Source organism: Anaeromicropila populeti (assembly GCF_900112775.1).
Taxonomy (GTDB): Bacteria; Bacillota; Clostridia; order Lachnospirales; family Lachnospiraceae; genus Anaeromicropila_A; species Anaeromicropila_A populeti.
In genome coordinates this window covers 381,073-397,929 of sequence record NZ_FOYZ01000003.1, presented here as the reverse complement: position 1 = coordinate 397,929, position 16,857 = coordinate 381,073, and the positions used below count along the sequence as shown (strand labels likewise).

The 16,857-nt window shown below is 39.3% G+C and carries 3 protein-coding genes; all 3 read left to right on the top strand.

The genetic code is table 11. From position 1 onward, the window contains the following. A partial coding sequence (locus BM305_RS05785; protein ID WP_143099133.1) for a non-ribosomal peptide synthetase occupies window positions 1–10,705 on the top strand: 10,705 nt, incomplete at its 5' end. 154 nt (window positions 10,706–10,859) lie between these two features. Next, window positions 10,860–12,098 carry an ACP S-malonyltransferase gene (gene fabD / locus BM305_RS05780; protein ID WP_092559747.1) on the top strand — a complete coding sequence of 413 codons (1,239 nt, stop codon included), beginning with the start codon at window positions 10,860–10,862 and terminating at the stop codon, window positions 12,096–12,098. Between the two features lie 36 nt (window positions 12,099–12,134). Beyond that, window positions 12,135–16,853, top strand: coding sequence for a type I polyketide synthase (locus tag BM305_RS05775; RefSeq protein WP_092559746.1), 4,719 nt, complete (start codon window positions 12,135–12,137; stop codon window positions 16,851–16,853). The last annotated feature ends 4 nt before the right edge of the window (window positions 16,854–16,857 follow it).

Genomic DNA, 16,857 nt, shown 5'->3' with positions numbered 1-16,857 from the left:
CAGTTATACGGATTACAGCTGCTGGGCAAAGGACAGGAAGCTGGAAAAAGAGAGGGCATACTGGAACCAGGTATTTGAAGAACCAGCCCAGGTACTGGAGCTGCCAACGGATGCAGGAAGGGGGCGTCTGCGTGACAGTCAGGGAGGACGGGTGAGCCGAACACTTCCAGAGAGTGTAAGAGAGAACATAAAGGATTACTGTCAGAGTCATGGGATGACGGAATACATGGTGCTGCTGGGGGGTCTGATGGTACTGCTTGGGGCATACAGCGGACAAGAGGATATCACAGTAGGAACGGTGGCGGCAGGACGAACCAGAAGGGAAACAGAAGAGGTCATCGGAATGTTTGCCAATACGCTGGTAATGAGAGGATATCCAGAGAAGGAAAAACAGGTGAAAGCCTTTTTCGAGGAAATCCGAGAGACAGGAATCAAAGGATATGAAAACCAGGAATACCCTTATTGGAGACTGGCAGAGGAAAAGGGAGGAAAAAGGGAGTTGTCCCGGAATCCACTGTTTGACGTAATGCTGGTATTGCAGGATGGGGAAGCAATGGAATACCGCTTGAATGGAGTAGAGAGCAGTCTGGAGGCAGACGGGGCAGGAGAGGTGCAGTTTGAACTGACGTTTCAGATAAAAAGAAACGAGAAGGAAGAAGAGGTATCACTGGAATACAGCCGAGAGCTTTACCAGGAGGAAACCGCCAGATGGATGCTGGAGCATTATGTGGAATGTCTGGGATGGATGCTGGAACACCCAGAGGAGCCACTGGGAAAGGTAGAACTTGCTGGGGAAGAAGAGAAGAAAAAGATTTTACAGGAATTTAATTATACAGAAAAGAAATGTTTTCAAGAAAGGAATATAGTAGAGTTATTTGAAAAGCAAGTAAGCCTATATCCTAAAAAACAGGCAGTTTCTTTTCAGAACCATACGGTTTCTTATGAGGAACTGGATCAATGGTCAGACTATATTGCTGTATTGCTGCAAGAAAAGGGAGTAGAAAAAGGAGATAGAGTTGCACTTATAATAGAAAGAGGCATAAAAGCCATAGTGGGAATTCTGGGAATAGAAAAAGCAGGCGGTGTATATCTTCCAGTTGAGCCAGAAGTTCCAGAGGACAGATGTCTTTATATGTTGCAGGACAGTCAGGTAAAAGCAATTTTAACTGAGGAAACTCAGAAGCTTACTTATCTTCCAGACCATTTTATGAGGATTGCTGTTCCAGAAAAAGACAGCAGAAGAGAACAATGTAAGGTAAGACCAGTTATCATAGAACAAGATAACCCAGCCTATATTATTTATACGTCAGGAACAACAGGAAAACCAAAAGGAGTACTTGTAAATCACCGTGGTCTGGTGAATTTGGCATATTATTTTGTTTCTGATTTAGAAATAAGTGATACAGACTCCATTCTACAATTTGCCAGCCTGATGTTTGATGCTTCTGTATGGGAAATTACAATGGCATTGTTAACAGGAGCAGATTTGGTTATTTTACCAGAAAGAATAAAACTAGATATCCAAAGGACAGAAGCATATTTGAAGGAACATCATGTGACAGTGGCAACCCTGCCTCCTAACTATTATTCACAAATGCAGGATACAAAACTGCAGCTTGTGATAACAGCGGGAAGCAGAACGGATAAAAATATAGTAGAAAAATCAGCAGGAAAAAGATATGTGAATGCATATGGGCCAACTGAAACAACCGTCTGTGCAACACACTGGGAGAGGGATGGCAGTACAATTCCAGAAAATATACCGATAGGCAGACCAATATTAAACAGTCAGGTGTATATTTTACAAAACGATAAGTTATGTGGAATTGGTATTCCAGGTGAATTATGTATAGCTGGGGAGGGAGTTGCCCAGGAATATATCCAAAAAGAAGAACTTACCAGAGAAAAATTTGCAGAAAACCCATTTGGTGAAGGAAGAATGTACCGAAGTGGTGATTTGGCAAGATGGCTTCCAGACGGAAACATAGAATTTTTGGGAAGAATCGATGAACAGGTGAAAATAAGAGGATATCGAATTGAACCTGGTGAAATCGAAAGCGCACTTTGTCAAATCCCGTCCATAACGGATGCAGCGGTAATTGTAATAGAAGAAGAGAATGGAGACAAGGAAATCTGTGGGTATCTGGTTTCACCAGAAAAATTAAATATAACCAACATTAAGGAAATACTCGCAAAGAGTTTACCAGTTTATATGATTCCAGCCTATATGATGCAGATAGAAAAAATACCAGTTACCAGAAGTGGAAAGGTAGACAAACGGGCACTTCCTGAAGTTCAGAAAGCCAGGAAGGAACAGTACACCGCCCCAGAAACAGAGGAAGAAATATTATTGTGTCAGTTGTTAGAGGAAATTCTCAGGGCTGACCAGGTAGGTGTTCAGGACAATTTTTTTGAACTGGGAGGAGACTCCATTAAAGCAATCCGCCTTGTGTCGAAGGTCAGGGAAAAGAAATATGAATTATCGGTAAAGGATATGATTGAACAGTACACGGTAAAAAATATTGCGGCTAAAATGAAGCCTCTCCTGAAATGGGAGGTAAAGCAGTCAGAAGTAACAGGAATGGTACCAAAAATACCAGTTATGAAAGAGTTTTTGAAGTGGAAGCTGGAAAAACCAGAGCATTTCAATCAAGAGGTTTTACTTGAGAATGTTTCTTACACAGAAGAAGAAATAAGGGAAGTTCTACGGGAACTGGCAGTTCATCATGACATGCTGCGTTTGGTAAAGCGTGATAAAGATTTTGAAATACTAAGCGTGGAAAAGAGCCAGTTATATCAGTTAAGGTGTATCACCATTACAGAAAAAAATATCTGGACTGAAATGGAGAAACACTGCAATGACGTGCAGTCTGGTATAGATTTGGAGCAGGGACCACTTTTACATGCAATATTGTTTGATACACCAGAGGGCAGATATGTATTTATTTGTATTCATCACCTTGCTGTAGACGGCGTTTCCTGGAATATTCTTTTAGATGATTGGGAACTTGCTATCAATCAGCTGAGAAGCAAAAAAAGGATTCAATTGCCACCAAAGACAACCTCGTTTATAGAATGGGGAAATGAATTACAGAAGTATGCTTTACAAATTGGAGTAGATGAAAAGAAGTACTGGGAAAATATAATAGAACAGATTCCGGAGGCGTCTGTAAAAGCAGTTTTTGGAGAAGATAAAGGAACTGGGGAGGTAAATTTATCATTAAGTAAGGAAGAGACTGAAAACTTAATCAAATTTACAAGGCTGCCTTACCATACAGAGGTAAACGATATTCTGCTTGCAGCATTAGGCCGGGCTTTTTATAAAATGACTGGACAAAATAAAATTGCAGTAGAACTGGAACGGCATGGAAGAGAGGAGATTGGAAAAAACATCAGACTGGACAGAACCGTTGGGTGGTTTACCAATTTGGTTCCTGTGATTCTCAGGTCAGATGAAAATATAGGAGATTCAATTGCTTCTGTAAAAGATATGTTAAAGACTATTCCACACAATGGAATAGGAGCCGGCATATTAAGAGAAAATCTACCTGACTTCAAACCAGCTGTATATTTTAATTATATGGGAGAAAGAAGTGGAGATGACAGGCAGAAGGTTAAGGTCAGATATGCCTTTGGCAGAAGTATTGCAGAAGAAAATAAACTTCCTGGGGATATCAGTCTGAATGGAGAAGTCTACAATCATTGTCTTATTTTTTCTGTGAAATATGATAAAAAGTATGGGGATGATTGGATACAAAAATGGACTGCCTGTTATAAAGACTCCATACAGGAACTAGTTATATTTTGCATGGAACAAAAAGAGCCAATTAAGACCTGCTCCGATTTCCTGCTTGCAGGCATCCAAAAAGAGGATTTGAAGCTGCTTTATAACCATACAAAGAATATAGGAAAAATAGATAATATATATCCACTTACATCCTTACAACAGGGTATGCTTTATGCAAAAATAATGAATTCATCGGCTTCTGATTATGTGGTACAGAAGGTTTACCATATAACGGGAACCTGTTATCCTGACTATATTCCAGACGTATTACATGCTTTATGTTGTAAATACGAGGTATTAAAATCGGCATTCTGCTATCAGAAAATAAAAGAACCATGTCAGATTATTTTTGAGGAACGCCAGATGGAATTTCTTTGGGAAGACTATACGGGAAAATTAGACAAGGAAACAGCGTTTCATCAGATGCTGAAGGAGGATATTGACAGAGGCTTTGACTTAGAACAGGATTCATTATTACGGGTAAAAATGATTAAGTTTTCAAACCGCTGCTACCATATGGTAATTAGTTTTCATCATATTATTTTGGATGGCTGGAGTATAGCACTTGTATATTCTGACTTCTGGAAATATTATAAAATGCTGGTTAAGGGGTATTCAGCAGAGCAGGTGCATCAGCTTGCCAAAGATGAGGCGCTGCCATATGAAGATTACATTAGATGGATGCTGAAAACGGACAAAGCAGGAGCGGCTGCTTATTGGTCCAAAGTGCTGAAAGAATACGATGGAAATGCAGAAATCAAGCCAGCGGGACTTCAGCTTGAAACGTTGGAAAAGGTAAGCCGCAGGAAACAGAGAATTGCAAAGGAAACAGTCTGGAACTTAAAGAAAATTTCCAAGGAAAATCATGTGACTATAAATTCAGCAGTAGAACTGGCATGGGGAATTCTATTGCAGAAATATAATAAAAGTAAAGATGTTGTATTTGGAAAAGTCGTTTCTGGAAGAAATGCAGAAGTGGAAAATATGGATTACAGAGCGGGATTATTTATTAATACCGTTGTTACAAGAGCTGTTGTGAGTGAAACGGATACTGTGGCAGATTTAATGAAAAAGATTCAAAAGCAGAGCAGTGAGGGAAGCAGCTATGATTATTGTTCACTGGCAGATATCATGAGTTATGCTGGTAATGGACGTAATTTGGTAAAAACATTGTTTGTATTTGAAAATTATTATTCAGAGGAAAGCAAGGAATGGCAGGAGGCTGGCTTGTCTGTAGATGCAGATCCAGCAAGGGAAAAGACAAATTATGATATAACAGTTACCATTTCGGATCAGGAAACGTTTCTTGTAGAGGTATTATACAATCCAGCAGTCTATACAGAAGAGGAAATAGATTTAGTATTACAGCGTTATGAAAGAATACTGGAGGTCATACCAGCCAGCCTGAACTGTATGGTGACAGAACTGGATGTGCTTACAGACAAGGAAAAACAGCTTGTTCTAAAGGAATTTAATCAGACATACCGTCCATGGCCAAAGGAACAAACCGTAACAGAATTATTGGAACAGCAAGTTGAAAAGACACCAAATAAAACAGCAGTAGTCTATCATGAAAAGTCGCTGACTTATGAGGAATTAAATGAAAAGTCAGAACGCTTTGCCACATTTCTGAAAAATAGAGGAGTTGGAAAAGGTGATTTTATTGCGGTAATGGCTGAAAAGTCACTGGAAGTTGTGGTGGCAATTTGCGGAATCATGAAAGCTGGTGCGGCTTATATTCCAATTGATGTATCCTATCCAGCAGAAAGGATTCAGTATATTTTAGGCGACAGCCAGCCAAAATTTTTAATCTGGAAGGAAGCCTGCCATATAGAAACTGACATTCCGTACATTGTACTAACCGACCAATCCATCTGGGAGGAAGAAGGAGAATGGACAGAAAATAAAAGCCATCCATCTGATTTGGCATATGTTATATATACATCGGGAACGACAGGAACACCAAAAGGTGTTATGGTAGAACATAAGAATATTGTTAAACTGGTTATGAATGCCGACTATACGGTTATGGATACCCATTCTGTGGTTCTCCAGACAGGAGCTTTGGCATTTGATGCCTCCACATATGAAATATGGGGTACCTTTTTAAATGGCGGCGAGCTGCATCTGATAGATGACAAAATACTTCTTCATGTAAAGAAATTAAAGGAGTATATTGTTTCGAACAAAATAAATACCATGTTTCTGACCACAGCATTATTTAACCAGATGTTGAATTTTGATGAAACAATGTTTGATACGTTAGAGCATTTGATGTTTGGCGGAGAAAAAACAGCAGAGAAGCAGGTTGTTTTATTACAGGAGAAAAAAAGGCCGGTTGATTTTAGAAATGTCTATGGACCAACGGAAACCACTACCTTTGCAGCACATTACAGGATACAAGAGCAGAAACGGTACAAGACACCAATTGGCAGACCAATTGCTAATACACAGGCATACATTCTGAATGATAGGCAGCTTTGTGGAATCTGTATGCCAGGAGAATTATGTATTGGAGGAGATGGTGTTTCCAGAGGGTATTTAAACAGGCCAGATCTGACCCAAAGCAAATTCTTAAAAAATCCATTTGGAGAAGGGAACCTGTACTGCTCGGGTGATTTGGCAAGGTGGCTGCCAGATGGTAATATTGAGTACCTGGGGCGTTTAGATGATCAGGTTAAAGTCAGAGGCTTCCGGATTGAATTAGGAGAAATACAGAGCAGGCTGAGAAATTTAAGCAATATTAGTGATGCCGTTGTAATCTTAAAAGAAGAGGAAAGTGGAGATAAACAGATTCTGGCATTTTTTGTAGCAGAAGAAGAGCTGGACATATCAGAAATCAGAAGACAGCTTTCAGCCAAAATGCCGGAATACATGATTCCTACTGGTATTATGCAGATAAAAGAAATTCCTGTTACTCAAAATGGCAAAGTGGACAAAGGGAAACTGTTAGCAGAGAAAATATCTTCCATATCTGAAAGAGAATATATACCGCCAGAAGACGAGCTTGAAGAAACAGTATGCAGTATTTTTGAATTGGTACTTGGAGTGGAACGTATTGGTATCAAAGATGATTTTTACCGTATGGGAGGGCATTCCCTGAAGGCGATTCAGCTGGTAAACCAAATTGAACAACAGACAGGATATTTGTTGGAAATTAGTGATATACTGGAAAATTCTACGGTACAGCAGCTTGCGGTATTCATGAAGGACAGGGATAAGACTAAACAACAGCCTCTTGCCAAGGCAGATGAAAAGCCAGAGTATGCCATGACAGAGGTGCAAAGAAGAATGTATATGCTGCAATGTGCATCACCAGATAGTATTCATTATAATATGCCAGATTGTTTGGAGATTATCGGACAATTTAATGAAAAGAAGTTAAAGGAAACATTTCAGAAGCTGGTGCAAAGACACAGTGCATTACGTACTACGTTTCATATTGCAGATGGAAAGTGGATTCAAAAAATTCATAAAAGTGCAGAACTTTCTATTCCAACGAAACACATCACTGGAGGGGTAGAAGAGGCGTTCCGGAATTTTGTAAGACCATTTCATCTGTCAGAAGAACTTCCTATAAGGGTAGAAATTGTGTTGGAAAAGGATAGAAGCTGGCTGTTTGTTGATATACATCATATTGCAGCAGATGGATCAAGCATCAGTATTCTAAAAAGAGAATTTGAACAGCTTTACAATGATAACCCAATTCCTGACCCATCAAGACAGTTTATTGATTATAGCCAATGGCTCCTAACGCAAAATTATGAGAAACAGAAAAGCTATTGGAAAACTGTTTTTGAAAAAGATGTAAAACCAGTTGAGCTTCCTTACGACTATCGAAAAAAGAAAAATGAAAGAAATCTGGGAAGTACAGAACGCTACAGATTAAGTAAAGAAATTTATCAGTCTGTTTCCACCTTGGCAAAAAAGGAAAGGGTAACTGCTAATATGATATTTCTATCAGCAGTATCTGTATTGTTAAGTAAGTATTCTGGTGAAGAAGATGTGGTCATTGGTTGCCCAGTTATGGCAAGAAACCATAAAGATGCAGATAACATTGTAGGTATGTTTGTGAATACCGTACCAGTTCGCTTATATCCTTCTGCCAAGCAGTCTTTCCAGGACTATCTGACAGAAGTAAAGCAAAGAGCAGTAGAAGCCTATAAAAATAGAGACTGTTCGTTAGAGGATATCATTCCAGAAAAGTATGTGGAACGTGACAGTATGCAGAATCCTTTGTTTCAGGTGGCAGTAATTTATCAGAACCTTGAACCGTATTCCTATCGGGGAAATGGTTTTGTATGCAGGCAGACTCCAGTTGACACAGGCATCTATAAGTTTGATTTATCCTTTGAAATTATTGAAGAGGAGGCAGACTATCAGATTGCACTGAATTATAATAGAAGCCTGTTTGAAAAAGAAACAGCACGCAGGATTTTGGAGGAATTAGAGCAAGTAGTTTTCCAATGCCTGAAAAATCCTGAGTCAGAGCTAGCAGGTATTGACGTTTTGACCAGACAGGAACGACAGAAGGTTCTGGAGGATTTTAATCAGACAAGGGCTTTATATGACACTAGTTTATCCTATCTGGATATGCTGGAAGAGAGGATGCAGAAGACTCCTGATAAAACGGCACTGGTATGGAAGGAGCAGAAGATTTCATTTAGAGAACTGGACAGACTTTCCCAAAAGATTGCTCAGTATATACGAAGCAATTCTGTCAAAAAAGAGGACATTTGTGCCATTATGGTAACGCCATCAGCTGAAATGTTTATTGGTGCCATTGGCATCATGCGTGCAGGCTGTGCCTACATGCCAGTGGATTCTAACTATCCGGAGGAACGTATAAAATACATGCTGGAGAAAAGTAATGCGGTTTTGATACTAACGGAACAGCAGTTTGCGGACAGAGAAGAATTTAGAGGCAGGAAAACAGGTATTATAAAAGACATTTTGAAAGAAAATCAAAAGCAGGGGCAAGAAAAAGCAGAAAAGGTGTATCCAGACAATTTAGCCTATGTTATTTTTACATCTGGTTCTACAGGAAAGCCAAAAGGGGTTATGATTGAGCATAAGGCACTGGTAAATATGGTACACTGGCATAATCGTTATTTTGGATTGACTGAGGAGGATCGAAGTATAAAATATGCAGGCTTTGGATTTGATGCGTCTGTACATGAAATGTATCCACAGCTGATAGCAGGTGTAGAGATTCATATTATCCCAGAAGAAATCCGGATGGATATGGTGAAGCTGAGAAAATACGTAGAAGACAATAAAATTACAATAGGATTTATGCCTACACCAATCTGTGAGCAGTTTATGAAAAAGGAATGTCGAGCCTTAAGGATGATGATTACTGGTGGAGATAAATTACGATCTTTTTGTGACTGGTATACTCTTTATAATAATTATGGTCCAACGGAGAATACGGTTGTATCTACTGTATTTCAGGTAGATAGATTTTATGAAAATATCCCGATAGGCAGACCTATTGACAATGTCTGTGTCTATGTACTGGATAAAAATCTAAAGCCTGTTCCAATTGGAATCCCAGGTGAATTAATGATTAGTGGCTCTGGATTGGCTAGAGGATATCTAAATGATGAAAAACTAACAGAAGAAAGATTTATAGATAATCCATATATTCCAGGGACAAAAATGTACCGGACCGGGGATGTGGTAAGATGGCTTACAGATGGAAATCTTGAATTTCTGGGAAGAAATGATGAGCAGATAAAGATTCGGGGTAACCGTGTAGAGGCAGGAGAAATTGAAAATGCTGCAAAGCAGCAAAAAGAAGTTTCAGATTGTGTCATTCATGTATTGGAAGATGAGAAGAATATCCAGAGAATCGTTTTATATTATATTTCAAAGCGGGAACTGGATGCAGCAGCTTTAAAAGAGACGATGAAAAAGAGGCTGCCTTCCTATATGATTCCCGATGCCTTTGTGTGGCTTGAGAAGTTTGTATATTCAGCAAATAGCAAGGTAGATAAAAAACAGCTGCCAGTGCCAGATTTTTCTGCTTATAGAACAAATGCAGAGGTGGTGGAGGCATCCAATGAATATGAAAAGAATCTTTTGGCAATCTGGAAAAGCATTTTGAATATACCGTCAGCCGGAATTACAGACAATTTCTTTGAATTAGGAGGTAACTCCCTGCTGGTTACTGTAATGCATTCAGAGATACAGCAGCTGTATCCAGATATCCTTACAGTAGGAGATATCTTTGCTAATCCGTCCATTCGGGATCTGGCAGAAGCGATACGCAGATTACAGGATAAAAAAGAACATATCCTGCAAAGAATGAAGCTTGAGCTTGTAGATGACAAAGAAGGAAGTGAAATGGAATTTGCCTATTCGTTCACTGAGAAAGAAATATACCAGTTATATGACTGGTGTGAGCAGGACGGAGAACAGATAAAGATATTTTTTATAGCGGTGTGGGAATACCTTCTTTCTCAAATTGTACAGGATACAGAACTATGTTTTCAAATTCGGGAAGGAAAGCATAAGTATTATGAATATCATTCAAAGAAACTAGAAGAGGCAGTATTTGATGATATTTTGGAAGCGGTGGTACAGAAAACTGATCGCGAGAGAAAAGAACACTATTATCAGTCCCAAGAGGTTCAGGAGGGCAGCGTATATCATGCCTTTCATACCAATGAATTTACAACAGCAGTCTGCTTCAATAAAATTACGGATGCAGAGGAAAATAATTTCACAGAAAAGGTTTCGGTCACAGAAAAGAAGTGGATAGACAAGTATATGGACTTAGTATTTTGGCTGGATATTGGACAGAAAAAATCATCCGTATGTATTTATGCAAACAGAAAAGAAATAGCAGATGACAGGCTGGAACTTGTCTATAAACTAATGGTAAAAACATTAAAAATTCTGCTGGCAGAATAGAGGGGAGGTGGTTATTCATGCTCGACAGAAGCATGGTAACATGGTATTATAAATATAAGAATTTATTAAACCAAAGTATGAAAACTATGATGCCAAAGGGAAAAACAGAAAGGAGAAAACAACCAGTTTAATACCGCTGGTTGAGAAGAACGATATGAAAAAAAAGGCAATTTTATTTCCAGGACAGGGATCACAGTATATAGGCATGGGAAAGAAGCTGTGTTCAGAATTTGCTACAGGGAGTCAGACATTTGAAGAGGCAAGTGATATACTAAATCTGGATGTGAAAGAACTGGCTTTTAACAGCAGCAATGAGGTTCTGACAAGTACAGAAAATGCACAGGTTGCCATTTACGTAGCAGGAGTGGCGCAATATCGTGTGCTTCAGGAATTAACGGGAGTTCATCCCCATTACATGGCAGGACACAGCCTGGGAGAATTAACAGCACTAACCTGCGCAGGAGCCATTGATTTTAAAGATGGAGTTAAAATTGTGCGCAAGCGTGGTTTGTGTATGAAGGAGGCTGCACAAAAGGGTGCAGGAACCATGTATGCTATTGGGAAATTACGTGTAGAGCTAATCCAAGAGGTCTGCCGTCAAATAGCAAAACCAGATTATTTTGTTGGAATATCGAATTATAATGCAGAAGAGCAAAATGTCATTTCAGGCTGCTTTGAAGCAGTAGAAGAGGCACAGAAACGTCTGGCACTCTTAGGGGCAAGAGTGAAACAGCTGAATGTCAGCGCACCGTTTCATTGTCCTGTTATGGAGCCAGCAGCAGAGCAATTTGCCCAGGAGCTAAGTAAGTACTCTTTTCATGACCCAGAATGTATTGTTTTATCCAATGTAACTGCACGTCCTTATCAGGGAAAAGACAGCATAGCAGAGAATTTGAAAATGCAGATGGTTAATCCGGTACGATGGTTTGACAGTATGAAGTACTTAGCTGGAGAAAATACAAAAATGATAATTGATGCAGGACCTGGAAAAGTAATGAAGAATTTATCGGAAAATACAGTTCCTACTATAAAGGTATATGCTTGTGATGATGTAGAAGATATGATTTTCCTGAAAGCTGCTATGAAAAATGAATACTCACTGCCTTTTATTTCCCGCTGCATGGGGCTGGCGGCAGCTTCAAAAAATCAGTGCTCAGATGATAGTACATACCAAAAAGGGGTAGTTGAGCCATATCGCAGATTACAAGAAATGCAGAACAAGATAGAGTCAGAGAAAAGAACAGCCAGTATAGAAGAAATGAAGCTGGGATTAGAGATGCTTGAAATAATATTTCGTACTAAGAAGGTTCCAGAGGATGTCTGCAAAATAAATTACAGGCGGTTATTTATAGATACAGAGACAGAGGATATATTTGCTGATTACGTAAAATAAAAGGTTACTAGAGATAAAATGGTGTAGAGGCGGTATATGAAGAAAAAGAATATTAAATTAGATACGTTAGGATTAGAAGAAAAGGAACAGTGTCTGCCAGAGCTTTCTCAAAGAACAGATATAGCTGTTATTGGAATTTCTGCCAAAATGAAAGATTTGGAAGGTATGATGCCCCTTTGGGAAGGCGGAATGGATGGACAATCTGTATTAGCAGGAACTTTTCCGAAAGAACGTTTTAAAGATATTAAGGAGTATTTACAAAGAAAAGGAATTTCCAATCCAAGGCCTGAAATGTTTGTAAAAGAAACATACTTAGATGAAATTAGTTTATTTGATGCGAAGTTTTTCAATGTATTACCAAATGACGCCGTAATGATGGAGCCTGCTCAAAGAATTATGCTGGAACATGCATGGAATGCGTTACAGGATGCCGGCTACAGTGAAAAAGCAGTAGAAGGCAGTCATACAGGGGTGTTTATTGGATATTCTGTACCAGAGTACAGTTATCAGCGTATGCTGGAGGAAATGAACCGGGAACTGTATGATAAAAATCTTGCTGGAACCGTTAATTCTGTAATTGCAAGCAGAATCAGCTATTATCTGGATTTAAAGGGACCTTCGGTAATGATTGATACAGCTTGTTCCTCTTCCTTAGTGGCAGTACATATGGCATGCCAGTCTTTACTGGATGGCGAATGTAAGATGGCACTAGCAGGAGGAATCAAGTATTATTTAATACCAGAACAGAACAGAGAAGAGAATGGTTTGGTTTCGGTTGTTTCTTTAGATGGATTCACCAGAACATTTGATCAAAGTGCAGATGGAACCAATGGAGGAGAAGGAGTTGCAGCAGTTGTTTTAAAACCGTTGCAGAAAGCATTATCAGACGGGGACAACATATATGCTGTTATTAAGGCTGCGGCAGTTAACCAGGACGGTGCTTCTGTAGGGATAACTGCGCCTAATTCCAAAGCACAAAAAGAGGTTATATGCAAAGCATGGGAAAAAGCAAGAATTAATCCAGAAACGATTACCTATATAGAGGCCCATGGAACCGCTACCAAGTTAGGAGATCCGATAGAGATAACAGGAATAAACACAGCTTTTGCAGAGTATACCAAGAAGAAAAATTTCTGTGCAGTATCTTCTCTGAAATCAGGAATCGGACATCTGGATTGTGCAGCTGGAATATTTGGACTGGTAAGAGCAGTGTTTGCTATGAAAAACAGACAGCTTCCAGGAAGCCTTCATTTCCGAGTGCCAAATAGGAATATTCCGTTTATTGATGGTGCAGTTTACGTAAATGATGGTTTACGAAGCTGGGATGCAGATTACCCAAGAAGGGCAGGAGTCAGTTCCTTTGGAATTAGTGGAACTAATAGCCATGTGGTACTGGAAGAGGCTCCTATGACGAATTCCCTTCAAAGGGTGAAAAGACCGTATATGTTGACCTTGTCCATAAAGGATAAAAAATCAGAAAAGAGATTACTAAAAGACTATGTGAATTATTTTGAAGGTACAGAAAATACATTAGAAAATATCTGCTATACCTCCAATATCAGCCGTTCAGAGTATGGATATCGTTATGCTTTTGTTTTACAGGATAAAAGTGAATTATCTGAACTGGTTCGTTCCATACAGGAGGGGGAAATCAGCCATCCAAATGTAAAATACATGGATTGCCATGACAGAATCCATACACAAGAAGCAAGGGCATATACAGAGACAGCGGAAGGGATTGTAGGCAGGCTGGAGGATGAAACCAATCCAGAGGTTTTATATGAATTGCTGAAGGAACTGGCAGATGCATATGTGAATGGTGCAGATATAGAATGGGATCGCCTGAAGGAAGATAATCAGGTAAAGAAGGTAGTTCTTCCACCGTATCCGTACTGGAAAGAAAAATTCTGGCCAGAACCAGCAGACCAGAAGACCACAGAAGAAGCAGGAACGGATATTGACCGGCTGTTGGGAAAGGTACTGGCAGATTCTTTGGAACTTGTGATTTTTGAAAATAGTATGAGTACGAAAACACATGCGGAATTAGAAGAACATATTATTGGCAGTACCCATGTACTTGCTGGTACCGTTTATGTGGAAATGATTCAGAGAGCAGTGGAGCATATTACAGGGAATGCACAGATGGAAATAATAAATCTGGTGTTCCAGATGCCGATGACATGTGAACCCGATAAGAAACGTCAGGTACATATTGTGGTAGTGTCAGAAGGGGAGCAGTATAAGGTGTCCATCCAAAGTACCTATGAAGGTGAAGGGAAGTGGACGAAGCATGTAACCGCTGCTGTGCAGGAGCTGAAAGAAGCTGTGCCAGAGCAAATTAATGTAAATGAAATCGAGTCAAGGATTCAGGCTGAACAAAAAGAAGACAGGGAAGGCAGTTCTACAGAAACATTAGTTAAGGTGGGGCCAAGATGGAATCCAGATAAAGTGATTATTGCTTCTGATTCAGAAGTGTTTGCAAGGATTAGAGTACCAAATGCTTTTTTAGAAGAACGAAAGTTATATCATATCTATCCTCCTATGTTAGATGCTTCTGTAAATGCGGGAAGTATTTTAAATAAGACAAAATTGTTTCTTCCCTATTATTTTGGAAAAATTAGAATTTACCAAAGAATGCCTGACCAGTGCTGTAGTTATTTGAAAAAACACGGACCAGAACCGGAACATTCTGAAATTACTTCTTTTGATGGAAAGATATTTGATCCAGAAGGAAATGTAATTGCGGAATTTGAACATTACAGCATGAAAAAGACCCATGAAAAGGAAAGGGAGCAGTTTATGAGACGTGTAGATTCACGATATCATGCGACATACTGGAAAAAAAATGAAGCTGCTGGTGACAGGGGAAAAATAGAATGCTGTGTGGTAATCAGAAAGGAAAATCAATGGGAGGATTCTGTATTACAGGCATTAAAAAAACAGTGTGGGCAGAATATGACGGAGATTATTCTAACGGATACTGTTCTAACGGATACTGTTCAGGCTGGCGAAAATGGAAAAGTTTATGTCATCAATGAAAGTGAGCAGGAATACGAAAGCTGTATCAATGAAATGTATGATGCAGGACAAGCAGGAACCATTATTTTTCTGGCAGGGAGAGATACTGGCGAAGTAAAAAGGGTAGAAGAACTGAAACAAAACTATCAGTTAAGAGTAAAGAGCCTTTACTACCTTATGCGAGTTTTGTCAAAAAATAAAAAGTTTTCAGGAATCCAGTTGATGCTGTTAACACAAAATGCAGTTTCTACGTCAGAGGATGACCGTATAGTGTCAGCAGAAAATGCCTTAATTTTAGGCATGGGGAAAGCATTAATGCTGGAAAATGACCGAATCAAAGTGAAATGTATTGATGCTGATTCTGAAACCTATGGAGAGAGTATTCTACAAGAGATGGAGACCATTTCAAAGCAAAAAATAACGGCTTATCGTAGAAATCAACGTTATATCCAGTGTGTCGGCACTGTAAAAACCAACGAAGATAAAAAGCACATATCTGTTCAGGAGGAAGGTATTTACCTGATTACAGGCGGTCTAGGTGGTGCCGGATTGGTATTGGCCGAGAGGCTGGCTTCTGAAAACAAAAAAGTAAAGCTTGCACTAGTTAATCGTTCTCCATTTCCACAGAGACAGGAGTGGAAGAAAATAACAGCTGCTTCTGAAAAAAATGCAGTTGCAGAGAAAATAAAACGTATTGAAAAAATAGAAGAAAGTGGAGCAGAGATTGAAATTATTTGTGCAGACGTTACGGACTATGCAGCAATGAAGCAAGTACTGGAACAGCTTAGAAGTAAATATGGAAGCCTAAAGGGTATCATTCATGCAGCTGGTCTGCCAGGCGGGGGACTGATTATGCGAAGGGAATGGGAAGATTTCCAAAATGTCCTTGGTCCAAAGGTAGAGGGAACATGGATACTGGATGATCTGACAAAAGAAGATGAATTGGATTTCTTTGTCCTGTTTTCATCGTATTCTTCCTTGTTCTGTGAAACAGGTCAGACAGATTATATTACAGCCAATTCCTATTTGGATGCTTTTGCATATCGGGAAAATTGTCATAGCAGAAAAATAATGACAATGAACTGGACAGGCTGGGGAGAAGCTGGAATGGCAGCAGATAATAATGTGAAACAGGAAGACAGCACAGTCTTTTTTATGAGTAATCAAGAGGCAGCAAATGCGTTTCGGGATGCATTAGAAACTGGATTTTGCCAGATATTGATTGGTGAATATAATTATCCTGTTATGGCACAGGAAGATAAGCAGCAGCGGTTCCTCCAATATCTGAAATTTGACCGTGAAATTGAAAATAATTTGCAGCCATTTCGTAAAAGTGGTGTGAAAAATCAAATTCAGGAGGTTCTGGTATCGGGCAAAACAACTGGAAAGTTAAGTGATACAGAACAGAAGGTGGCAAACATCTGGGGAAAGATACTAGGCTTTAAAGAAATAGAGTATAAAGCGAAGTTTTTGGAAATAGGTGGAGATTCCTTATCTGCAACTTATCTTCAAAAAGAGATAGAGAAAGAATTTCCAGGAATCATGGATATTACAGATGTATTTGTATATTCTTCCGTTTGTGATATGGCACAGTTTATTGAAAGCCGGCTGGAGCTGTCAAAGGCAAAGAAAACCGATGCAGAAAAACCAGTTCAGTTTGACGAGGATTTGGTTGCCTTGTTGCAGATGGTAGGCAGTGGACAAATGAAAGTAGAAGATGCAAATAAACTATTATAATAAT

Excerpts from the sequence above, each read along its gene's own strand:
- fabD (WP_092559747.1), top strand. The coding sequence starts at position 10,860 with ATGAAAAAAAAGGCAATTTTATTTCCAGGACAGGGATCACAGTATATA.
- BM305_RS05775 (WP_092559746.1), top strand. The coding sequence starts at position 12,135 with ATGAAGAAAAAGAATATTAAATTAGATACGTTAGGATTAGAAGAAAAG.